Genomic DNA, 20,560 nt, shown 5'->3' with positions numbered 1-20,560 from the left:
TACTCAATAGCATCGTTATCGGGCTGTTAGCGATGCTGGTGTGGGTTGGAGTTTGTCTTTTTTGAACCGGAGAGTGCTGTGCAAATAGCCTTAATTTGTGAAGCCCCAGAACGTCAACATGAACTGGATGAATTAACGCAACGCTGGGGGCTGAGTCATGACGAAAACAGTATCTTTGCGTTGGTCTTGACCGAGCAGCATTTAGAGCTACGTAAACGTGATGAACCTAAATTGGGGGCCGTCTATGTTGATCTGGCTGGTGGCGCCGTGGCTCACCGACGCAAGTTTGGTGGCGGACGCGGCCAGGCGATTGCCAAAGCCATAGGGTTAAAAGGCGGGGTGATGCCAAGAGTGCTGGATGCAACGGCAGGCTTGGGCAGAGACGCGTTTGTCCTGGCTTCATTAGGGTGCAAGGTGCAAATGGTCGAGCGCCATCCGGTTGTGGCGGCACTGCTGGATGATGGTCTTGCCCGGGCTAAAAATGATCCGGAAATTGGTGGTTGGATTGGTGAGCGGATGACCTTGCTTCATGCGTCCAGCCACGATGCGTTGATCAAATTGGCACAAGATCCTGACTTTATTGCACCGGATGTGGTCTATCTCGATCCCATGTATCCGCACAAGAAAAAATCGGCTCTGGTGAAAAAAGAAATGCGGGTGTTTCAGACTCTGGTCGGGGCTGATGATGATGCTGATAGCCTCTTCGCGCCCGCAATGGCGCTGGCAACAAAACGAGTGGTGGTGAAACGTCCTGATTATGCTGACTTCCTCGCTCAGGTGAAGCCGTCGACGGCGATTGAAACAAAGAAAAATCGCTTTGATGTATACGTTAAAGCTGCAATGAAGTAATACCAATCGGGATAAATTAACCATAATTAGAATGATTGGCTTTATTACTGTGGGGGGCATAAATGGCGAAGTCGTTATGTAAATATCGTCGGGTTGAAATTGCCGCTCAAATCGCAGCCATCACACGTATTGTCAGTGCGCCGGAGTATATCTGTAGTAGCTGTGCTCGTGTGGCAAGTGATCAAGCGTATCTCTGTAAACCAAGTGCAATGTCCTCAAAGAAGAGGGTGCAATCGGCGAATGTGCGCCCCGCTAAGAGCGCGTCAGAGGACGATCCTATCCAATCTATTCAATCGCTTGCGCCAGTGAAGCCGCATGCGGTCGAAGGGGTGACGCTGGGTAAGAAAAAGACCAGGAAGCTGAAGAAATTAGCAAAGAAAAAAGCCAAGAAGCTCAAGCAAGCCACCAAGGCACTAAAGCGTTATAACGCAGCACTGGGAAAGGTAGATGTTGAGTAGAGTCGAAAAGATTGCTGAGTGAAAACGCCTCCGCTTACGGAGGCGTTTTTATATCTCGGGCATTAAGATTCTTTAATAAGAACAGCTGTCATCAGACAAGTGATCACAGATATAACAATGCCAGAAACGATTAACCAGGGAAGCATGTCCATAGCGAGTTATCCAACGGTTAGCGACTAGAAAGACTATTGAATAACTTTTATATTCTGCTGGCAATGGGTGGATATAAGTTGTAATGACTGTTAACTGTTTGAAACAAATTAGCGGAATTTGCTACATAAAGTATTATTTAGTGGGATAAAAAAACGCCCGAACGGGCGTTTTTTATTGCAGGGAGGTATGCTGCTGAAAGGTTACATTTTAGCCGGAAGTGCTAAGGTTAATGCCTGACGTGAAACATCAGCCGCAGCTTGGTTGTCGTGGAGTTTCTCCAGCACCTCAACCAGACGGGCGTAGTCAGAGACATTTTGATTCAGTTCGATAGCTTGCTCTAAATGTGTTTTCGCCTCTTCCCACTTTTGCTCGCGGATGAATAGCTGGCCCAGTGCGCTGTGAGTCGCAGGATTTTTGCTGTCATAGCGTAGCAGATCCTGCAGGCGCACAATGGCAGGGTGGTAATCCGGCAGATCCAGCTCCGGGACTAACCGGATTAAGCGTTCATCACTCTGCTTTTTAAGTGCATCACGTAGTACGATATAGGCTTCGGTGTCGGCGTTACGCTTGATCATTTGCTTGATAAAGCAGGCAATCAGTTCAGGGCGTTGTTTTGCCTTACGGTTCAGGCTATTCCAGTGAGCCATCAAGCCATCGCTGCCGCTATGCTGGCCAATATGGGCTATCAGGCCGCATTCCGCTTGCAGGCCCAGTTCTGCGGCTTCCTGACCGGTAAGTACCCCCGATTTTTCCAGTTGTGGCAGTAGTGTCAGCAATGGCTGCCAGTCTTCCAGTTTCAGGTAGCAATCTTTGAGTAACGCAAGCAGGATAGGATTACGGCCGTTTTCCCGCTTGATATCTTGCAGGGTTGCCAGTGCTTGCTCGTACTGTTGCTGGCGGTATTGCAGTTTGGCACGAGTCAGGGCTACAGCCAGGCTCTGATCATCGAGCTCTGCTGCTTGCTTAAGGTATTCGTCGCGCAGTATTGTATTCCCCTGGCCTTGAGCCGCTTCTGCCGCAGCCAGGTAATTCAGTAGTGGTGTCTCACTGTGCTTAACGGCTTTAACAACCAGTTTCTCTGCCTGTTTCCAGTCACCTTCAATGACTTTCATTAAGCCATTAGAGGTTTGCGCGCGAGCTTTACGGGCTTTACGACCACTGAACCAGCCACGGGTTGAGCTGCTGACCGACAAGATACGCTTGATGATCGTTTCCAGCAGGAAGAAAGCCCCAAACAGTACCAGGATTAATAAAATCAAGGTGGTTAAGCTCATTTCCAGTGTCTGATCGGCAACGGAAATCAACACGTAACCCTGGTTACCGGCCAGCATAGGGCCAGCAACAATACCGGTAATCAGAGCGGCAACCAGCAATAAGAGTTTGATCATGCCGGATCCTCCTCGGTGCTAAGCGGTTTTACCTGGTTACGCAGGCGTTCACTGATCACGTCGGTGATAAGAATTTGTGATTTCAGCTTGTCCGGATAGCTGGCTTCAATGTTTTCTTTCGCCAGCTGATCCAGCACGTTAATGAAACTCTGGGTTGCTGGTTCGTCAAGGTTGTAGAACTGCTCGGCCCACTCTTTCGCCATCAACAGAGACTTGCTGTATAGCTCGCCTTGCTCGCGATATACCGAGCGGATTGCCGTTTCCAGCTTGGATTTGATGTTTTCCTGCAGATAAAAGTCTTGTTTCGGCGATAGCAGCGGGATCACACTACCGTCACGGTGGCGGTAAGTGATGAAGTGATCGCTGAAATTTTTAAGCGATGTCATCAGGTTATCTTTCCAGTCATCCACTGATGTTGATACTGTCTCTTCTTTAACCGCTTCTGCTTCCGGTATGATGGCATTCGCAAGAGGCAGGTTGGCGACTTGTTCCTGCAGGCTGGCCAGGCGTAATACCAGACCGTCGCGGTCAATACGGGCAACCGCCTTCAGCGCCGTGATGTCGTCATTCATGGCCTTACGTACGGAGGTCAGGCTCGGATCATTCAGCTCTGCGATACGGTGATCGGCAGATTCCAGTAAAATCGTGGCGCTGACAGCATCGTGCTCTAGCCACAACTTGCGCCCGGCCATTTTGATCAGGTAGTCGGCTTCGGCTAACAGCCAGTCGTTAGGGCGACGGCCTTTCATTTCAGCCAGTGCCAGTTGCAGACCCGTGATTGATTTGTCTTGCTGGGCAATGGTCACTTGGGTACGCTGCAGGCTCTGGTCAACCTGACCCAGCGTTTCTTTCTGGTTTTCGCTCAGGCGAGTCTGCATACCTGTCAGCTGTTCTTGTAGCGCGGTAATTCTCGCTTCCTGCGCCACACCTTGCTGATGGCCGTGGTAATAAAGGCCAGCTCCCAGAGCTATCACCAATGCGATTGCAATGGCGCCGGTCTTGCTGCCACTTTTCTTTTCTGCCGGTTGAGAGGCAGGCTTGGCGGCCGCTGTTTTTGGTGGTGTTGCTGTTGAAGTGGTCGCCTGTGAAGAAGCTGTTGAGGTTGTTTTGTTCGCCTCAGTTTTAGCCGCTTCTTTTGGGGCTGAAGAATCAGGTGATTGTGCTTTTGCACTTGAACGACCTGGTTTGTTTGTGTTACTTGACGCTGCTGATAGGTTGTTATCTGCAGGGTTTTCATTATTGGTTTTTTTGTCAGTCATCCGATTATCCCATCGTGCCTATCTTACTCAGGAACGTGAAGAGTGCGGTATTAGCAGCACTGCCCACGGTGGAAATTTTTTCAAAACCAAGCTCATTAGCTTGATCTGCGATACGTTGGCTTGGTACGAAAAGGTGGCATTGAAGAAACCAAGCCAAGTCTTGCTCTGGTATCAGACCTGATAACTGCGTCAGTTGTTCACCACTGGTTACGACCAGGGCTGATACCTGCTGCGCTTGCCATGTTTGGCACAGGCTTTCTCCATCTAACGCCAGCCAACAACGCTGGTAGGTTTCACAATAACTTACCGTTGCGTTGCGTTGGAGCAGCGTCTGGTAGATCAGCTCGCGTCCGCCATTTCCCCGCAATATCACGACCTGACGACCGCTGACCTGCTTGAGTTCCGGCAGTGCGAGCAGACCTTCACTATCACAACGCGTAGGTGGAGTGATGACCCTCTGACGGGTTGCTGCTGCCAGCGCAGCGGCGGTTTTATGCCCAACAGCCATATAATGCACGTTTTTTGGCCAGCTGGCACCTTGTGACATCAAGTAATTGTGAGCCAAATTAACTGCATGGTCACTGACGGCAATCAGAAAATCATCGTTTTTCAGCATATTTAGGTGAGAAATGAGGGCTGGAAGCTCTCTTCCTGCCTCGATTGTGAATAGGGGTTGGGCGATAGCATTGATCCCCGCGGCATTTAGCTGTCGGGTGAGCTTATGGCATTCTGGTGCCGGGCGGGTGATCAATATGGTCATTAAGAAGCGTTGCCGTAAAGTTTATCCAGGATCTCTTTTGCACCATCAGCAAGCAGTTGGTCAGCAAGTTGAGTTCCAAGTTTCTCTGCATCAGCTGCCGGCCCCGTGACTTCACCGCAAACAATCTTGCTGCCATTAGGTTCACCTACCAGCGCACGTAACCAGATCTGATCGCCCTGCAGTTCAGAGTAACTGCCGATTGGTACCTGGCAACCCCCTTGCAGGCGATTGTTCATTGCACGTTCGCAGAGTACCCGGGTGGCGGTTTCACTGTGGTTTAGTGATTCAAGCAGGCCCCGAACACGCTGATCGTCAAGACGGCACTCAATACCCACTGCACCCTGGCCTACCGCGGGCAGGCTGACTTCCGGGGCAATGGCGGCGCGAATACGATCTTCCATCTTTAAACGCATCAGTCCGGCACAAGCAAGGATAATGGCATCATATTCGCCTTCATCAAGCTTGCGCAGGCGAGTATTCACGTTGCCGCGCAGATCTTTAATCACCAGATCTGGGCGCTGGGCACGTAACTGGCACTGGCGACGCAGGCTGGATGTACCGACAATGGCACCGGCCGGTAATTCATCAATACTGAGGTAATGGTTCGACACAAAGGCATCGCGCGGGTCTTCTCGTTCGCAGATGGTGACCAGCCCCAGACCTTCAGGAAAATCAACCGGCACATCTTTCATTGAATGGACGGCGATATCGGCGCGGCCTTCGAGCATTGCTACTTCCAGCTCTTTCACAAACAGACCTTTGCCACCTACTTTGGCCAGAGGCGTATCCAGGATCACGTCTCCTTTGGTGACCATAGGCACCAGTTCAACGACTAAGCCGGGATGCGCCTGTTCCAGCGCCTTTTGTACAAATTCAGCTTGCCACATGGCCAGCGGACTTTTGCGGGTCGCAATTCGGATCGGTTTATCGGTCATAGAATAAGGTCCATAAATAGGCTTTCTTTTGGCTAATCCTACCACTCCTGTGCTGCGATGATAATTCACTTGTTATCGTCAGTGCGGTGAAGCGGTATTGTCTTGAATTGTAATGTAATTAATGTGATACTTCTCACATTAGTTTTATGTGATAGAGTTGTTGCAATATAGTAACTGGCGGTTTGGCCAGATTGTACTAGCTTGAGGGGAGGACTAGGGAAGAGCCTCAGCGGTAGAACTACTATTCATAACCTGTCATAAATCCTCATAAACTTTACGGCCAATGCAAGAAGTGTTACATTGATCACGTTTTTGCTCCCGTGTAGAACAATAACTACACTAATAATGATAGTTTTTGGGCCGCTTTGACGCCGGCAGCTCTTGGAAGAGTAATTTGCATAATTATATCAAGACGCTAAAAAGTAGACTGGATGCACATAATCAGCTTCGTATTGATCGTGCACTCGCTGCAATGAATATGCAGTCTGGCCAGGTGTTTGAGCTGGTCTCTGTCTTACTTCATTACAATCATCCGGCAATACCTGGATACCTTGATCAGGAGGTCCCTCAGGGCATTGCGGCATTTGCTATTTCGGATCAGCAGCAACAGTTTATCGATAGTTGCGGCTTAACTGCACAATGCACGATTACTCAACCCCAATGGGTTGACACCCAGTGCCCGATAACTGGTCTTTATGCTATGGGCAGCACGTCATCATTAGGGCAAAGTTTGACCAGCGATCTCGATATCTGGGTCTGTATCCGTACCGACCTTCCTGCCGAAGCGCGTGATGTGCTGGAGAGTAAATGTTCCTTAGTATCCGAATGGGCGATGGCTCAGGGCGTTGAAGCGAACTTTTTCCTGATCGATGAGAATCGTTTCCGTGATAACTTTTCCGAAGCAATGACCGGTGATAACTGTGGTTCAAGCCAGCACTTGCTGCTGCTTGACGAGTTTTACCGTTCTGCAGTGCACTTAGCCGGCCAGCGATTGCTGTGGTTTATGGTGCCGCCGGAAATGGAAGAGTGTTACGACGAATATGTTGAGTATCTGGATTCTGCCGGGCATATTCGTCGTGATGAGTGGATTGATTTTGGCGGCTTAACCCGCATTCCTGCTGAAGAGTATTTTGGTTCCAGTTTATGGCAGCTGTATAAAAGTATCGACTCGCCGTATAAATCGGTGCTGAAGGCTATCTTGCTGGAAGCCTATTCATGGGAATATCCGCATACCCAGTTATTAAGTGTTGATGGTAAACGCCGTTTCTTCTCGGAAGAGCAGAATGAGTATGGCCTGGATGCTTATTATCTGATGCTGGATAAGGTGACTCGTTACCTGGAGCGAATTAACGATCACCGTCGGCTTGATTTGGTACGTCGTTGTTTTTATCTCAAAACCCATGAAAAGCTGACCCGTGCACCGTCATCAGGTTCCGTGCCATGGCGTCGCCGGGTGCTGGAGCAGTTAACGACTGAGTGGCAGTGGTCGCCGGAAGTCCTGTCTGAGCTGGATAATCGCCGTAACTGGAAAGTGGGACAGGTGAAACGGGCGCACAATGAACTGCTTGATGCGTTGATGCTGAGTTACCGTAACCTGATCCGTTTTGCCCGCCGTAATAACATCACTTCTGCAATTAGCCCGGAAGATATCAGTATTCTGGCCCGTAAGTTATATGCTGCGTTTGAGGTGTTGCCGGGTAAGGTGACGCTGCTTAATCCGCAGATTTCTCCGGATTTGCATGAACCTGATTTGACCCTGATCCAGGTGCCGGCCGGACGTACTAATACCGCTGGCTGGTATCTTTATAAGCAACCTCTCGATCCGTATGCCATTTTGGGCCAGCCATCGCTGGAGCATAACCGCTACTTAAGTAAGCTGGTGGCCTGGTCATATTTCAATGGATTGCTGACGGAATCGACCTGTCTGCACAATGTCGTGCGTGATACGGATATGGATATTGATAAGCTGTACCAGCTGGTGAGCGATATTCGCAATACCTTCCCAATCCGTCGTCCGCAACCTGGCCTGCAAGCCTTATCCAGCCCGTGTGAAATTCGTCAGCTGGGTCTGTTTATTAATCTGGAAAATGACCCGACCACGGAATTAAAGGACCGCTCGGTGCGGTTTGACTTCAAACACACCGATATTTTCAGCTATGGGCCTGAGCAGAAGTGTTTGGTTGGCAGTGTCGATTTGGTTTACCGCAACTCGTGGAATGAAGTACGTACCCTGAACTTCAGTGGCGAGAGTGCAATGCTTGATGCCTTGAAAACCGTATTAGGTAAAATGCACCAGGATGCAATTCCACCGGAGTCAGTGGATGTCTTCTGTTACAGCAAGCACATGCGCGGTTTGATCCGTAATCTGGTGTATCAACTGGTGGCCGAGTGTATCGAGATGCGCCTGAAGCCGGTAGAACAAGAGAAACGCCGTCGTTTTAAAGCAATCCGTATTGGCGAGCAGACTCATGGTTTGTTTTTTGAGCGTCGCGGTGTGTCTGTACAGAAACTGGAAAACTCGGTTGATTTTTACAGCTGTATCTCGACCAATAAGCTAACGGGTACGCCAAATCTGGTGATGGGTAAGACGGATGAGCCACACCCACCGGAAATTGTTGATGCTTACGCCAGTGAGGGCTTGATCCAGTTTTTCTTTGAAGACAGCGAGCAGGGTTACAATATTTATATTCTCGATGAAACCAACCGCATCGAAGTGTATCGCCAGTGTAATGGTGATAAAGACGAAATGGTGCATGGAGTGAACCGTTTTTACACCTCCGCGCAGGATCGTTTCAGCTACAGTGCTCACTTTATCAATTTTAACTTGCCGCAGTTTTACGATATTGTGCGTACCGAAGCGGGTGATTTACAGGTGATCCCATTTAAGAGCGGCCAGCAGACCCAGCGTCGCCCGTCGGCTGAAACGCCGTTAAACATGGTGTCGTTGTCACCGCGATAAAAGAGACGAGTAACCAGATTCTCGTTACTCGTCCCTCGAATCTCGCTGCTCTATTGCTTACCAATCGACCTGTTCGCCAGCATGCACCGAACACTCACGTTTAACTACCGCAAAAAATTCTTCGCCACTGCGAGTGCAGCGCCACTCATCATTCTGATATTTGAAATGATAGCCACCTGATTTCGATGCCAGCCACAGTTCATGCAGGGGCTCCTGACGGTTAATGACGATTTGGCTGCGGTTTTCAAATTCCAGGGTCAATACATTGCCCGTAGTTTCATACTCAATATCCGCACCGGATTCATCGATGCCTTCTTCGATAATCATTAGTGCTTGATCGACTAACTTATGAAATTCAGTGTCATTCATCCCATTACGTCCTATTGCTTTTCCTATTGTTGGTGCGATTATAGAGGGCATTGAAATGATAATCACTGGCTATCAAGATGCGAAAAGGTTTATTAGCAATTTTAGTTATGGGTGTATTAGCCTTAACCGGCTGTGGTCAGAGTGGCGCGCTCTATATGCCGGACGACTCACAGCAGCAAGAGCAACAACCGTAGTCACCGCCACAACAATTGCAACCAATGGCAGTAACAGCCATATACCAACAGTGAATGCTGCAGCAACAGTAACTATAATAGCAACAGCAACCGGACAGGGAATAGACAACATTGGATTATTTTAACTATCAGCCAAACGGCCAACTATGGGCAGAAGATATCGCACTGACTGAGCTTGCTGAACGCTACGGAACGCCTCTGTATGTGTATTCACGGGCGACGCTGGAGCGTCACTGGAAAGCGTTTGATCAGGCCGTCACCACCCATCCGCATTTAATTTGTTATGCGGTTAAAGCCAACTCCAATCTTGGCGTACTGAACGTTCTGGCACGTTTAGGTTCAGGTTTTGATATTGTCTCGCAAGGTGAGCTGGAACGCGTCATTGCCGCTGGCGGTGATCCGGCGAAGGTGGTCTTTTCCGGTGTCGGTAAAACGGCAGTGGAAATGAAACGGGCGCTGGAGCTAGGCATTAAATGTTTCAATGTTGAATCTGAACCTGAACTGGCGCGTTTAAACCAGGTGGCGGCTGAGCTTGATGTTGTTGCACCGATTTCACTGCGTATTAACCCGGATGTGGATGCAAAAACGCACCCGTATATCTCAACCGGATTGCGTGACAATAAATTCGGTATCGTGTTTGAGCGGGCGATCGAAGTCTATCGCCTGGCGCATAGCCTCCCGCATCTGGAAGTGGTCGGTATGGATTGCCATATCGGTTCTCAGCTGACCGATATTGAGCCGTTTATTGATGCCACTGATCGCCTGCTGGCACTGATCGATACCCTGAAAGCTGACGGTATCGAGATCGCGCACCTGGACGTAGGCGGTGGTTTAGGGGTTACTTACAACGAAGAGCAACCGCCGTTGCCGTCGGAGTATGCGACTGCGCTGCTATCCCGTTTGGCTGATCACCAGTATCTGGAACTGATTTTTGAGCCGGGACGTGCTATCGCGGCCAATGCCGGCGTATTGCTGACCAGAGTCGAATATCTCAAGCATACCGAGCATAAAAATTTCGCCATTGTTGATGCTGCGATGAATGATTTGATCCGCCCGACCTTGTATCAGGCGTGGCAGGATATCGTGCCGGTCGTCCCGCGCGATGGTGAACCCACCGAGTATGACTTCGTTGGTCCCATCTGTGAAACGGGCGATTACATCGGTAAAGAACGTTTGCTCAATCTTGAGCCGGGGGATCTTCTGGCGGTCCGCTCTGCCGGTGCTTATGGCTTTGTGATGTCTTCAAACTACAACACCCGTACACGCGCCGCAGAGATCATGGTTGATGGCAATACCGCCCATGTGGTGCGCGAGCGTGAAAAACTGGTAGAGCTGTGGCAGTCTGAGCACCTGTTGCCGTAGCGGTACTGAATAAATCATAACGATAAGGAACATCATGCAGATTAATTTTTCAAAAATGCATGGGCTTGGCAATGACTTTATGGTGGTGGATTGCGTCACGCAGAATGTATTTTTTTCGCCTGACGCTATCCGGCGACTAGCGGATCGCCACCGTGGGATAGGGTTTGACCAGCTACTGGTGGTTGAGCCACCTTATGATCCTGAAACCGACTTTCATTATCGAATTTTCAATGCCGATGGCAGCGAAGTCGAGCAGTGCGGCAATGGTGCGCGCTGCTTTGCCCGTTTTGTGTGGATGAAGGGGCTTACCAATAAATACCATGTTGCGGTGAGTACTAAAGCCGGCAAGATGCTGTTAAAGCTCGAAAATGATAATCAGGTGACGGTCAATATGGGCGTGCCGGTGTTTGAGCCCGGTAAAATTCCGTTCCGGGCTAAACAGTTCGAAAAGACGTATATTTTGCGTGCCGGAGACAGCACCCTGTTTTGTGGCGCGGTCAGTATGGGCAATCCGCATTGTGTGACGGTTGTTGACGATGTTGATACCGCGGCGGTGGAAACCTTGGGTCCGCTGGTTGAATCCCATGAGCGTTTTCCCGAGCGGGTGAATGCCGGATTCATGCAGGTGATTTCACCCAATGAAGTGAAACTGCGGGTCTATGAGCGCGGTGCAGGAGAAACTCAGGCCTGTGGTAGCGGGGCTTGTGCTGCTGTGGCAATTGGCCGAGTGCAGGGATTATTAGATGAAAATGTAAAAGTGTGTTTGCCTGGTGGTGATTTACACATTCGCTGGGCCGGAGAAGGGCAGCCACTGTATATGACAGGCCCTGTTGCTCACGTCTTTGATGGACAAATAGTACTATGACCGATGTATCACTACTGGGTGAATTGCCCGTCGCGACAGACATTCCGTTGAATGATGACGTGGTGGCTGACTACTTGCTCAGTAACCTCGATTTTTTTGCCCGCCAGCCTGATTTGTTGACGCAATTACGTATTCCACACAGCGAGCGCGGCGCCGTTTCTCTGGTCGAGGTGCAACTCGACAGACTGCGCCACCGGGTTCATGATTTAGAAGGCAATATTGCGAATTTAGTGTCACTGGCGACAAAAAACAGTGAGCTATTCGCGGTATTTTCAAAAGCTCAGCAACAGCTTTTTCAGACTCATAATATTTATCAGGCTCTGGGCGTGCTGGGTGAGCTGAGTGAGCAACTGCAGCTTGAGTTCAGCCTGCGTTTGTTTGAAAGTCAGGATCCGCAGCTATTTTTAGACCGGAAAGTGTTTGAGAGCTTTCGCGTGTCCCGTTTGTCGCACCGTCCGGTGTATCTTGGCCGCCTGCGCAAACCTGAAAGCGAGCTGTTGTTCGAACAGCCCCCTCAGCTGGGCTCTTTTGTGGTGTTGCCTTTGGGGATAAATCATCAGATTGGGGTGCTGAGTTTTGCCTGTCCTGATGGCGGCCATTTTCAGCCGGATATGGATACCTTGTTTGTTGAACAGTTAGGGGGGATCCTGACGCGTTTAATTCACCATTGGGAATACACCCGAGTGGTGATTGATTGAGTAGCTTGCCAGCCAGTTTAGAAAAACCGTTGCAGCGTTTTTATGAATACTTGCGCAGCGAACGTGAGCTGAGTTTACATACCCAGAATAACTACAAGCGTCAGCTAACCACTATCGCTGAGCAACTGGTCGAGCTGGGTGTCAGTGACTGGCAAACCGTCGATGCGGGATGGGTACGTCAGGTGGCCAGTAAAGGCATGCGTGATGGCCTGAAAGCCAGTAGCCTGTCGATGCGATTATCTTCGTTGCGCAGTTTTTTTGATTATCTGGTTCGGCAGAAAGTATTGAAAGCTAACCCGGCAAAAGGGGTGGCGGCACCACGTAAAGCCCGTCCGCTGCCGAAGAACCTTGATGTCGACGAGATGGATCAGCTGCTCAGCGTTAATGAAGATGATCCGCTGTCGATCCGCGATCGGGCAATGATGGAGCTGATGTATGGAGCCGGGCTACGTCTGGCGGAGCTGGTTAATCTTGATATCCGTGATATCAGTCTGAGCAAAGGTGATATTCGCGTTATCGGTAAAGGGGATAAAGAGCGCATTGTCCCGTTTGCGGGCTTAGCCCGCGAGTGGGTGGCGAATTGGCTCAAAGTGCGCGGAAGCCTGGCGGCAGCTGATGAGCCCGGCCTGTTTGTGTCTAAGCTGGGTAATCGCATTTCTACCCGCAACGTGCAGAAGCGGATGGCGGAGTGGGGGCAAAAGCAGGCGGTTTCCAGTCATATTAACCCGCACAAACTGCGCCATAGTTTTGCCACCCATATGCTCGAGTCCAGTGGTGATTTACGTGCGGTGCAGGAGTTGCTGGGCCACGCCAACCTGTCGACCACCCAAATTTATACCCACCTCGACTTTCAGCACTTAGCAAAAGTGTATGATGAGGCACATCCACGCGCGAAACGCGGTAAGCGCTAGTGACAGAGGAAGCTGATGCAGTTCTACCGAAACCTCCAGCCAGTGAAAGCACTGACGTTTGATTTAGATGATACCTTGTATGATAACGGTCCGGTGATCCGGCGTGCCGAGCAGGCAATGCATGACTGGCTGGCGGAGTACCATCCCTGTAGTCATAGTGTCAGCAAGCAAGATTGGACAGCACTCAAGCATCGCTTGGCGCAAGCCGATCCTATGCTGAAACACAACGTCACCTTATGGCGTCACCAGCTGCTGAAAATCGGGTTGATGCAGTTAGGATATCTTGAACGCCGGGCAGAGCAGGCCGCGCAGCATGGTATTGACGTGGTACTGACCGTTCGTAATCAGATTGACGTTCCAGAGGAAACCCATCGCGTACTGACCCGGCTGGCACAGCAAGTTCCTTTGCTGGCGATCACCAATGGTAATGTTGATGCAGATAAAATTGGCTTAGGTCAGTATTTTTCTCGGGTGCTGGTGGCGGGGCGTGACGGTTTAGCCAAGCCGGAGCCGGATATGTTTGCTCAGGCCTCAGCATTGCTCGGGCTGTCACCACCGCAGATCTTGCACGTGGGCGATCACTTGGTCACCGATGTTGCTGGTGCGAAGCAAAATGGCTTTCAAGCTTGCTGGTATAACGATCAGGGGCGTCAGCTAAATAACGAACCCAAAATCCGTTGTCTGCCGGATGTTGAAATTTGTCAGTTGAAGCGTCTGCTTGATTTGATCTGACGGCTCCTGCACACATTGATCTCACATTGAATATCCAGAAAAGCGTTGAATCTCGTCTCTTGAGGGGGGATCAAAAACTGGGTATATGTTACTGGATCTGGCTGGGCTTCGGCTCGCCGCCGATGAGCCGATCGACCGAGAACAGCCCGGCTCCCCAGAACACATTAACCAGTATCATCATGCCCCACAGCTGATGGTCATAGAAGCCTTTTTCCCACAGCAACGGGTAAGAGGCCACGGCGGTAATATTGAACACAAACAGCACCAGTGCCATCGGGCGGGTAAACAATCCCAGGGCGAGAAAGACGGGTAAGATCAGCTCTGCTGCCGTGCCCATATACGCGGCAATCTGCCAGGGTAGCAGCGGTACCTGATATTCATACTCAAACAAATATAAGGTGCTGTCCCAGCTGGAATATTTCACCATGCCGGATTTAAAGAATACCCAGGCTACCCACAAACGCGTAAATAACAATAAAAACGGAATGAAAGGCTCTGCGATACGCTGGCCGATACCGTCGATCTGTTTAATGAAATTCAGCATCATTTCTCTCCCTGTGGCGCATGATCCCGATCGGCACTATTTAAAGCGGTACTCTTTTTATCAGTACGCTCTGAATTGATACTAACGTCTGAAAAAATATGCCGCTGCACCAGTTCACCTAACATCAATAGCATAGCGTCACTGGCTGCACTGAGGCTCTGTTGCTGCTGGCTCAGGGCTATTAATGCGGTAGCAGCCTGATTGGTGTTCATCACCAGGATCTGATCCGGACGATGCTGGATCACTGCCGATTCTGGCTGGTTGATATCGAAATCTGCAAAATTATCATCGGCGATCATCTGCCACAGGGTGACGACCGCGAAGCCTGAATCGAGGCACAGGGTCGGTTGCGGGACTTCAAACTGTAACGCCGGAAAATCGTCTTCCGCTAAGCCCTGCAGTTTGTGCAAAGGAAACCGAGGGTTAATCACCGGCTGGCAGGCGACGCGGTCAACGTACCATTCAAGCCGGGCCAAATCGGCCAGGTAAGGCACGGCCTGGCTTAATTCGGCGGCGTCGCTGATGGTGTCGGCCAATCCCTCGCCATAATGGCTGACATCACCCTGTCGCAGAGGGTGAGACAGGATGTGCTGGCGTGCCAGCTGGCTGAAGCATTCATCGCCCACTACCGCTTTCACTCCGGGATAGGTTGCCTCTAAGACTTCCGACAGGCCGATAATAAAATTATTGCGATAGATCTGGATCAATTGCTCAGCCTTAAACGGTCCGCGGGCAATCTGCTCGCTGAGGTCACTGGGCTGATAATGGAGCGCCTCGGCAAACGCTTGTTGCAGTTGATGCAGAGAGCCATTATGGGAGGGTAATTTGGCCATGCGGTGTCTCCTGCATCAGAATCGTGTTGGCCTTATCAGCTTCTGCCAATAACACCGCCAGTTCGGGAATCTCTGCATCCCATTCAATCAGGGTGGGTACGGCTCCGTGCTGTTGCACCCATTGGCGATACAGTTGCCAGACCGGCTGACTGACGGGCTTACTGTGGGTATCTATCCAGATCTCTCCGTCAGCAAATTGCTTGACGGTAAAGCCGGCGAGATGGATTTCTTTCACCGCAGACGGATCGAGAGCGGCGAGATAGTGGTTACAGTCAAAGCCATGGTTAAAGGCACTGACATAAATATTGTTGAGATCTAACAGCAATCCGCACTTGGTGCGTTGTTGTACCTGATGTAAAAACTCCCACTCAGGCATCGCAGAATGTTGAAAGCTGAGATAGCTGGAAGGGTTTTCTACCAGAAACTGGCGGCCGAGAAAACTCTGTACCTGATCGACTTTGCGGCAAAAATTATCCAGCGCCTCTTCGGTATAGGGCAGAGGCAGCAGGTCGTTAAAAAACTGGCCGTCGACAGAGCTCCAGCTGAGGTGATCAGACACCGCAATAGGATTAATCTCATCCACCAGCTGCTTTAGCTGTATCAGGTGCTCGCGATTTAACGGATCGGCCGACCCTAAAGAGAGTCCGATACCATGGCAGCTGATCGGGTAGTGGTCGGCAACCTGACGTAACTGCTGCCGGGCGAGCGATGCCGGCGAGAAGTAGTTTTCACTGTGAATTTCGAGCCACCCGATATCAGGCCGCTGCGCGATGACTTGAGATACGTGGGGAGAGCGTAAGCCCACCCCAACCATCTGCTGTTGTGTTAGCAAGCTCAACATTATTTCGACTCTGTTGAACCGCCCGCCAAACGGTCACACAGCCCTTTCGGCACCATGAGGAAGGCATCTTTCTGGGCATCAGATTTAGCCGTGCCGGCACAGGAGCCGGTCTTCGTTGCACAGTCGTTTTTACCGGCTTTTACAACCCCGTAGCACTTCTCTTTTTCTTCTGCCGCGACGGCGGTGGTCGTGGTTAAAGCCGTACCGCCTAGTGCAAGTAGGCCGGTGAAAGCAGTGGCTACGGCAATGTTAGTCTTTTTCATCATGATTCCTCGTTAATACGCTGACGATTGCTGTGTTTAGCAACGTTTCCTTTCGTTTTGGATAGCACTTGATAAGTGTTCTCGGAACATAAGAAAGGTTAAGAAGGTAATTAATTTCACTTTTCTTTAACTTTTACCCGCATCACTTAACAATGTGGCTCGATCAAGCATAGAACAAAAAGAAAAACGGCAAGGCAGAGAGTCGCGGTAGCGTTCTCGAAGCATTGTGAAATGAGCGGGTATCTCGCCAAACCGCCTCAATCTGCAGAGTTTCGCATCTTGAGGTGATTTGGGTATAATCATCACCATTGTATAAATAACCAGTAGATAGCGATGGACGTTTCACTCCTGTTAGATGGCCTCAATGACAAACAAAGAGAAGCGGTGGCCGCGCCGCTGGGTAACCACCTCGTGCTGGCGGGTGCTGGCAGTGGCAAAACCCGTGTGCTCGTCCATCGCATTGCATGGTTAATGCAGATTGAGCAGGCATCGCCTTATTCAATCATGTCGGTGACGTTCACCAACAAAGCGGCTGCTGAAATGCGCGGGCGCATCAATGAACTGATGCAGGGCTCTTCAGCCGGCATGTGGAACGGCACCTTCCACGGTCTGTGTCACCGCATGCTGCGGGCCCATTATTTGGATGCCCGGCTGCCGGACGATTTCAATATTCTCGACTCGGACGATCAGATGCGCTTGCTGCGCCGTTTGATCAAGGCGCAGAACCTGGATGAAAAGCACTGGCCGGCGCGTCAGGCAGCCTGGTACATCAATGGCAAAAAAGATGAAGGGCTGCGCCCGGCCAACATCGAGACGTTTAGCGATCCGGTGGAAAAAACCTGGCTGCGAGTGTATACCGCGTATCAGGAAGCGTGTGATCGTGCCGGGCTGGTTGATTTTGCCGAGCTGCTGCTGCGTGCCTTTGAGTTAGTACGCGATAACAAGCACATTCGTGAGCATTATCAGGCGCGCTTTAAACATATACTGGTCGATGAGTTTCAGGATACCAACAACATTCAGTTTGCCTGGCTGCGCCTGATGGCGGGGCCTGATTGCAGTGTCATGATCGTGGGCGATGATGATCAGTCGATTTACGGCTGGCGAGGCGCTCAGGTCGAGAACATCCAGCGTTTTCTGCGTGATTTCACCAACGCCTCTTCGATCTTCCTTGAACAGAACTACCGCTCGACGGGCAACATCCTAAATGCGGCCAATGAGCTTATTGCCAATAACAACGAGCGGATGGGCAAGAACTTATGGACGGAAGGTGCAGAAGGTGAGCTGATTTCACTTTACTCGGCATTCAATGAGCTGGATGAAGCCCGCTTTGCAGTCGGTAAAATTAAAGAGTGGCGCGAGAAAGGCGGTATGTTGAATGAAACGGCCTTTTTATACCGGAGCAATGCCCAGTCACGCGTACTGGAAGAAGCGTTAATTCAAGCGGGGTTGCCGTACCGAATTTATGGCGGCATGCGTTTCTTCGAACGTCAGGAAATCAAAGATTCACTGGCTTACTTACGTTTGACGGCGAATCGTAATGACGATGCCTCGTTTGAGCGGGTGGTGAATACCCCAACCCGTGGTTTGGGCGATCGTACATTGGAAACCATTCGCCTGGCCGCGCGTGATCGCGGGGCGACGATGTGGCAGGCGAGTATTGCCCTGCTCGAAGAGCAGGTGCTGGCGGGGCGGGCTGCAAACTCACTCCGTCGCTTTATCGAGCTGATCAATGCGCTGGAAGACGACACGTGTGAATTGCCGTTATTTCAGCAAACGGATGCCGTGATCCACAATTCGGGTCTGCGGGCGATGTATGAACAAGAAAAAGGTGAAAAAGCCCAGGCGCGTATTGAAAACCTGGAAGAGCTGGTGACGGCTACGCGTCAGTTTGAAGTGCCGGAAGAAGCGGAAGAGATGAGTCCGCTGTCAGCGTTCCTGTCACATGCGGCATTAGAGGCCGGTGAAGGCCAGGCTGATGACTTTGAAGATGCCGTGCAGTTGATGACCATGCACAGTGCCAAGGGGCTGGAATTCCCGGTTGTCTTTATGGTCGGTGTGGAAGAGGGGATGTTCCCGAGCTCGCGTACCACCGAAGAAGTGGGCCGTTTAGAAGAGGAGCGCCGTTTGTGTTACGTAGGCATGACCCGTGCGATGCAGAAACTCTACATCACCTACGCGGAAATGCGCCGTCTCTACGGTAAAGATAACTTTCATAAGCCATCGCGTTTTATTCGTGAAATTCCGACGGAGTATGTTGAAGAGGTGCGGATGAAAGCGCAGGTGTCGCGTCCTGCCAGCAGCGGCCGGTTCAGCCAGACCCAGGTCAATGACAATTTCAACCAGACCGGATTCAGCTTAGGCCAGCGGGTACAGCATACCAAGTTTGGTGAAGGTACCATCATTAACTTTGAAGGTAGCGGTGCCCAGAGCCGGGTACAGGTTGCCTTTAACGGTGAAGGGATCAAATGGCTGGTCACTCAGTACGCTAAGCTACAGCCGATGTAACAATCAAGGCGCAAGTCACTGCTTTAAACAGCCCCTCCCGTACTGCCAGTCAGTATGAGAGGGGCTTTGTTCTTTTGATTCGTGGGTATTTACGGTTGCTGGATTAGATTGAACAGGATCATACTGCCGATAGTGACAAACAGCACGCCACAGATCCCGTCGATGCAGGGGGTCCATTGCTGTATTTTTTTCTGCAGGCGTTTGCCGGTCAGTAGCCATGCAAGCATTGCGAACCATGAAAATGACGTAACCCACAAAATCGCAATGGCCGTTACTTTACCGCCGAACGACATATCAACCGGCACCAGGGTCGAGAGCAGGCTGAGGAAAAAAACCAGCGCTTTCGGATTGAGAATGTTGGTGGTAAAGCCTTTGGCCAGTGCTTGTTTACGGTTGGCAATCACCCGCAGTGGTGTTGCCGTTTTCAGGGGGCTGGAAGCCGGACGCAATATCGGTAGCAGTACGCCTTTGACCGCACCAATCCCTAACCACAGCAAGTAGCATCCGCCTGCGGCTTGCAGGGTCGCAAACAGCATTGGTTGCTGGTGGATCAACAGGCTGGCACCGGTCAGGCTTAAAATGGAATGGAGCAAAATCCCCAACGATAACCCAAGGGCTATGGAAATACCGGTTTGCCGGCCATAGCGACCGGCATTTTGTACCACCAAGGCGAAATCCGGTCCCGGACTCATTAAGGCTATAACATGGACGGTAAGCAGGGTTAGTAGTGTCGTGATTTCGTTCATAGTGACTCGCTGTACTTAATTTTCTATGGTGTAACGGCAGGTATGGCTTTATGTCATGTAGCATGACGGATGCGGGAAGTGGTGGCTTGTAAAAAAATGACAGGGAGCGAAATATCTCATGGCGTGCGCTATTTGATTTGCGATGGTGCAAGGCCGAAGGTGTGTTTGAAGGTATTGGCAAAGTGAGCCTGATCGTAGAAGCCGACATGATAGGCAACTTCGGTGCTGCTAAAGCCGGCTTTAAGTAGTGCCATGGCATGTTCTAAACGCAATCTAGCTAACCATGCATAAGGTGTAATGCCTGTGGCTTTCTTAAATTGACGCAACAGTTGCGATGAACTGAGATTGCACAAGGCCGCCAGGTTATCGAGGCTGACTTTCTGGTCGAGATGCGCCATAAAATAATCACGTAGCTGGCGTAAATCTTTGCTCCCCAGTTTCGTGACGGGTTGCTCCCTGACTTTGCCGTAGTGGGTCAGCAAGTGCGAGAAATACTCGATCGGCAGACTGTCTTTTGCGAGTTGAGAGACTAAAGGGTTATCTAATTGGCAGTGAAGTTGAGTCAGCTGCTGGAATAGCGTGTTATCGGCAATATTGTTCTGTGGAAAACAAAATTGGTTTTTCCCTGAGACGTCTTGAGTATGCTGAGCAAGCCAGTCTGGCGTAATACTGAAGATCTTTACCTGATAGCCCGCCATTTCTTTCGGCTGCCCATCATGGATTTCATCCGGTGGCATGATCACTATTTGCCCGGCACCTGCGACATGCTTTGCACCGTTATAGAAATACTGTTGTTGGCCATGGGTGATTAAGCCGAAATGGTAATCGAGGTGGTAGTGGCGTTTGAAAGAAAAGCTCTGGTAATGGGCATCAATCAGGTTGATGTCATCAATGCTGCTTTTTCGATGACTGACTTTATTCATACTGATACCCAAT

General features: G+C 50.6%; 21 protein-coding genes. 10 read left to right on the top strand and 11 right to left on the bottom strand.

All coding sequences use genetic code 11. The features are described 5' to 3' along the window. Positions 1-78: 78 nt before the first annotated feature. Together C9I89_RS18220 and C9I89_RS18215 are read left to right on the top strand one after the other, a co-directional pair. Positions 79-849, top strand: coding sequence for a class I SAM-dependent methyltransferase (locus tag C9I89_RS18220; RefSeq protein ID WP_107284747.1), 771 nt, complete (start codon positions 79-81; stop codon positions 847-849). 62 nt (positions 850-911) lie between these two features. Further along, positions 912-1,307 carry a hypothetical protein gene (locus C9I89_RS18215; RefSeq protein WP_107284746.1) on the top strand — a complete coding sequence of 132 codons (396 nt, stop codon included), beginning with the start codon at positions 912-914 and terminating at the stop codon, positions 1,305-1,307. Between the two features lie 353 nt (positions 1,308-1,660). Here C9I89_RS18215 and C9I89_RS18210 read toward each other — a convergent pair whose 3' ends face one another. Genes C9I89_RS18210 through hemC form a run of 4 tightly spaced genes read right to left on the bottom strand, consistent with a single transcriptional unit; the run spans position 1,661 to position 5,802 of the window. Then, complete coding sequence (locus tag C9I89_RS18210) at positions 1,661-2,848, bottom strand: heme biosynthesis HemY N-terminal domain-containing protein (RefSeq protein ID WP_107284745.1); 1,188 nt, start codon at positions 2,846-2,848, stop codon at positions 1,661-1,663. After that, on the bottom strand, positions 2,845-4,107 hold the full coding sequence (gene hemX, locus C9I89_RS18205; RefSeq protein WP_107284744.1) for a uroporphyrinogen-III C-methyltransferase: 1,263 nt from the start codon (positions 4,105-4,107) through the stop codon (positions 2,845-2,847). Before hemX ends, C9I89_RS18210 begins: the two co-directional genes overlap by 4 nt. A gap of 4 nt (positions 4,108-4,111) precedes the next feature. Then, a complete protein-coding gene (locus C9I89_RS18200; RefSeq protein WP_107284743.1) occupies positions 4,112-4,867 on the bottom strand; it encodes a uroporphyrinogen-III synthase in 756 nt (251 codons plus the stop codon). Then, a complete protein-coding gene (gene hemC / locus C9I89_RS18195) occupies positions 4,867-5,802 on the bottom strand; it encodes a hydroxymethylbilane synthase (protein ID WP_107284742.1) in 936 nt (311 codons plus the stop codon). The genes C9I89_RS18200 and hemC overlap by 1 nt, the downstream gene beginning before the upstream one ends. Positions 5,803-6,196: 394 nt before the next feature. Here hemC and C9I89_RS18190 point away from each other — a divergent pair, with 394 nt between their 5' ends. Next, on the top strand, positions 6,197-8,761 hold the full coding sequence (locus tag C9I89_RS18190; RefSeq protein ID WP_107284769.1) for a class I adenylate cyclase: 2,565 nt from the start codon (positions 6,197-6,199) through the stop codon (positions 8,759-8,761). Positions 8,762-8,818: 57 nt separating this feature from the next. Here C9I89_RS18190 and cyaY read toward each other — a convergent pair whose 3' ends face one another. After that, positions 8,819-9,130, bottom strand: a complete 312-nt coding sequence (gene cyaY / locus C9I89_RS18185; RefSeq protein ID WP_107284741.1) for an iron donor protein CyaY — start codon at positions 9,128-9,130, stop codon at positions 8,819-8,821. A 77-nt stretch (positions 9,131-9,207) separates the two neighbouring features. Here cyaY and lptM point away from each other — a divergent pair, with 77 nt between their 5' ends. The 6 genes from lptM (at position 9,208) to yigB (ending at position 13,892) form a co-directional block, all read left to right on the top strand. Beyond that, entirely contained in the window at positions 9,208-9,324 is a 117-nt protein-coding gene (lptM, locus tag C9I89_RS18180) for an LPS translocon maturation chaperone LptM (protein WP_107284740.1), read from the top strand. A 111-nt stretch (positions 9,325-9,435) separates the two neighbouring features. Continuing rightward, entirely contained in the window at positions 9,436-10,686 is a 1,251-nt protein-coding gene (gene lysA, locus C9I89_RS18175; RefSeq protein ID WP_107284739.1) for a diaminopimelate decarboxylase, read from the top strand. Between the two features lie 34 nt (positions 10,687-10,720). Further along, positions 10,721-11,551 (top strand): diaminopimelate epimerase, encoded by an 831-nt coding sequence (dapF, locus tag C9I89_RS18170; protein WP_107284738.1) that lies wholly within the window; start codon positions 10,721-10,723, stop codon positions 11,549-11,551. Beyond that, the gene (locus tag C9I89_RS18165; protein WP_107284737.1) at positions 11,548-12,249 is read left to right on the top strand and encodes a DUF484 family protein; all 702 of its coding nucleotides are present in this window, start codon (positions 11,548-11,550) and stop codon (positions 12,247-12,249) included. Before dapF ends, C9I89_RS18165 begins: the two co-directional genes overlap by 4 nt. Further along, positions 12,246-13,160 (top strand): tyrosine recombinase XerC, encoded by a 915-nt coding sequence (xerC, locus tag C9I89_RS18160; protein WP_107284736.1) that lies wholly within the window; start codon positions 12,246-12,248, stop codon positions 13,158-13,160. The genes C9I89_RS18165 and xerC overlap by 4 nt, the downstream gene beginning before the upstream one ends. A gap of 15 nt (positions 13,161-13,175) precedes the next feature. Continuing rightward, positions 13,176-13,892 carry a 5-amino-6-(5-phospho-D-ribitylamino)uracil phosphatase YigB gene (yigB, locus tag C9I89_RS18155; protein WP_107284735.1) on the top strand — a complete coding sequence of 239 codons (717 nt, stop codon included), beginning with the start codon at positions 13,176-13,178 and terminating at the stop codon, positions 13,890-13,892. 88 nt (positions 13,893-13,980) lie between these two features. Here the strand turns inward: yigB and C9I89_RS18150 are convergent, their stop codons facing one another. The 4 genes from C9I89_RS18150 to C9I89_RS18135 are packed head-to-tail and all read right to left on the bottom strand — an operon-like array spanning position 13,981 to position 16,373. Further along, positions 13,981-14,436, bottom strand: coding sequence for a DoxX family protein (locus C9I89_RS18150; protein WP_107284734.1), 456 nt, complete (start codon positions 14,434-14,436; stop codon positions 13,981-13,983). Continuing rightward, on the bottom strand, positions 14,436-15,269 hold the full coding sequence (locus C9I89_RS18145) for an HvfC/BufC N-terminal domain-containing protein (protein ID WP_107284733.1): 834 nt from the start codon (positions 15,267-15,269) through the stop codon (positions 14,436-14,438). The genes C9I89_RS18150 and C9I89_RS18145 overlap by 1 nt, the downstream gene beginning before the upstream one ends. Continuing rightward, entirely contained in the window at positions 15,247-16,110 is an 864-nt protein-coding gene (gene bufB / locus C9I89_RS18140) for an MNIO family bufferin maturase (protein WP_107284732.1), read from the bottom strand. Before bufB ends, C9I89_RS18145 begins: the two co-directional genes overlap by 23 nt. Beyond that, positions 16,110-16,373 (bottom strand): BufA1 family periplasmic bufferin-type metallophore, encoded by a 264-nt coding sequence (locus C9I89_RS18135; RefSeq protein ID WP_107284731.1) that lies wholly within the window; start codon positions 16,371-16,373, stop codon positions 16,110-16,112. The genes bufB and C9I89_RS18135 overlap by 1 nt, the downstream gene beginning before the upstream one ends. A gap of 333 nt (positions 16,374-16,706) precedes the next feature. Between C9I89_RS18135 and uvrD the strand changes: the two genes are divergently transcribed. Continuing rightward, positions 16,707-18,878 carry a DNA helicase II gene (gene uvrD / locus C9I89_RS18130; protein WP_107284730.1) on the top strand — a complete coding sequence of 724 codons (2,172 nt, stop codon included), beginning with the start codon at positions 16,707-16,709 and terminating at the stop codon, positions 18,876-18,878. A gap of 89 nt (positions 18,879-18,967) precedes the next feature. On the opposite strand, the gene C9I89_RS18125 is transcribed toward uvrD, so the two are convergent. Further along, the gene (locus tag C9I89_RS18125) at positions 18,968-19,624 is read right to left on the bottom strand and encodes a LysE family translocator (RefSeq protein ID WP_107284729.1); all 657 of its coding nucleotides are present in this window, start codon (positions 19,622-19,624) and stop codon (positions 18,968-18,970) included. A gap of 128 nt (positions 19,625-19,752) precedes the next feature. Further along, complete coding sequence (locus C9I89_RS18120) at positions 19,753-20,547, bottom strand: AraC family transcriptional regulator (protein WP_107284728.1); 795 nt, start codon at positions 20,545-20,547, stop codon at positions 19,753-19,755. Positions 20,548-20,560 lie beyond the last annotated feature (13 nt).

Origin of the sequence: Photobacterium lipolyticum, assembly GCF_003026475.1 — a bacterium.
Taxonomy (GTDB): Bacteria; Pseudomonadota; Gammaproteobacteria; order Enterobacterales; family Vibrionaceae; genus Photobacterium; species Photobacterium lipolyticum.
This window is presented reverse-complemented; position numbering and strand designations above follow the sequence as displayed.

Bases quoted from the DNA above. Each gene is read 5' to 3' on its own strand.
- C9I89_RS18215 (WP_107284746.1), top strand. From the start codon at position 912: ATGGCGAAGTCGTTATGTAAATATCGTCGGGTTGAAATTGCCGCTCAA.
- C9I89_RS18210 (WP_107284745.1), bottom strand. From the start codon at position 2,848: ATGATCAAACTCTTATTGCTGGTTGCCGCTCTGATTACCGGTATTGTT.
- hemX (WP_107284744.1), bottom strand. From the start codon at position 4,107: ATGACTGACAAAAAAACCAATAATGAAAACCCTGCAGATAACAACCTA.
- C9I89_RS18200 (WP_107284743.1), bottom strand. From the start codon at position 4,867: ATGACCATATTGATCACCCGCCCGGCACCAGAATGCCATAAGCTCACC.
- hemC (WP_107284742.1), bottom strand. From the start codon at position 5,802: ATGACCGATAAACCGATCCGAATTGCGACCCGCAAAAGTCCGCTGGCC.
- cyaY (WP_107284741.1), bottom strand. From the start codon at position 9,130: ATGAATGACACTGAATTTCATAAGTTAGTCGATCAAGCACTAATGATT.
- lptM (WP_107284740.1), top strand. From the start codon at position 9,208: ATGCGAAAAGGTTTATTAGCAATTTTAGTTATGGGTGTATTAGCCTTA.
- dapF (WP_107284738.1), top strand. From the start codon at position 10,721: ATGCAGATTAATTTTTCAAAAATGCATGGGCTTGGCAATGACTTTATG.
- C9I89_RS18165 (WP_107284737.1), top strand. From the start codon at position 11,548: ATGACCGATGTATCACTACTGGGTGAATTGCCCGTCGCGACAGACATT.
- yigB (WP_107284735.1), top strand. From the start codon at position 13,176: ATGCAGTTCTACCGAAACCTCCAGCCAGTGAAAGCACTGACGTTTGAT.
- C9I89_RS18150 (WP_107284734.1), bottom strand. From the start codon at position 14,436: ATGCTGAATTTCATTAAACAGATCGACGGTATCGGCCAGCGTATCGCA.
- C9I89_RS18145 (WP_107284733.1), bottom strand. From the start codon at position 15,269: ATGGCCAAATTACCCTCCCATAATGGCTCTCTGCATCAACTGCAACAA.
- bufB (WP_107284732.1), bottom strand. From the start codon at position 16,110: ATGTTGAGCTTGCTAACACAACAGCAGATGGTTGGGGTGGGCTTACGC.
- C9I89_RS18135 (WP_107284731.1), bottom strand. From the start codon at position 16,373: ATGAAAAAGACTAACATTGCCGTAGCCACTGCTTTCACCGGCCTACTT.
- uvrD (WP_107284730.1), top strand. From the start codon at position 16,707: ATGGACGTTTCACTCCTGTTAGATGGCCTCAATGACAAACAAAGAGAA.
- C9I89_RS18125 (WP_107284729.1), bottom strand. From the start codon at position 19,624: ATGAACGAAATCACGACACTACTAACCCTGCTTACCGTCCATGTTATA.
- C9I89_RS18120 (WP_107284728.1), bottom strand. From the start codon at position 20,547: ATGAATAAAGTCAGTCATCGAAAAAGCAGCATTGATGACATCAACCTG.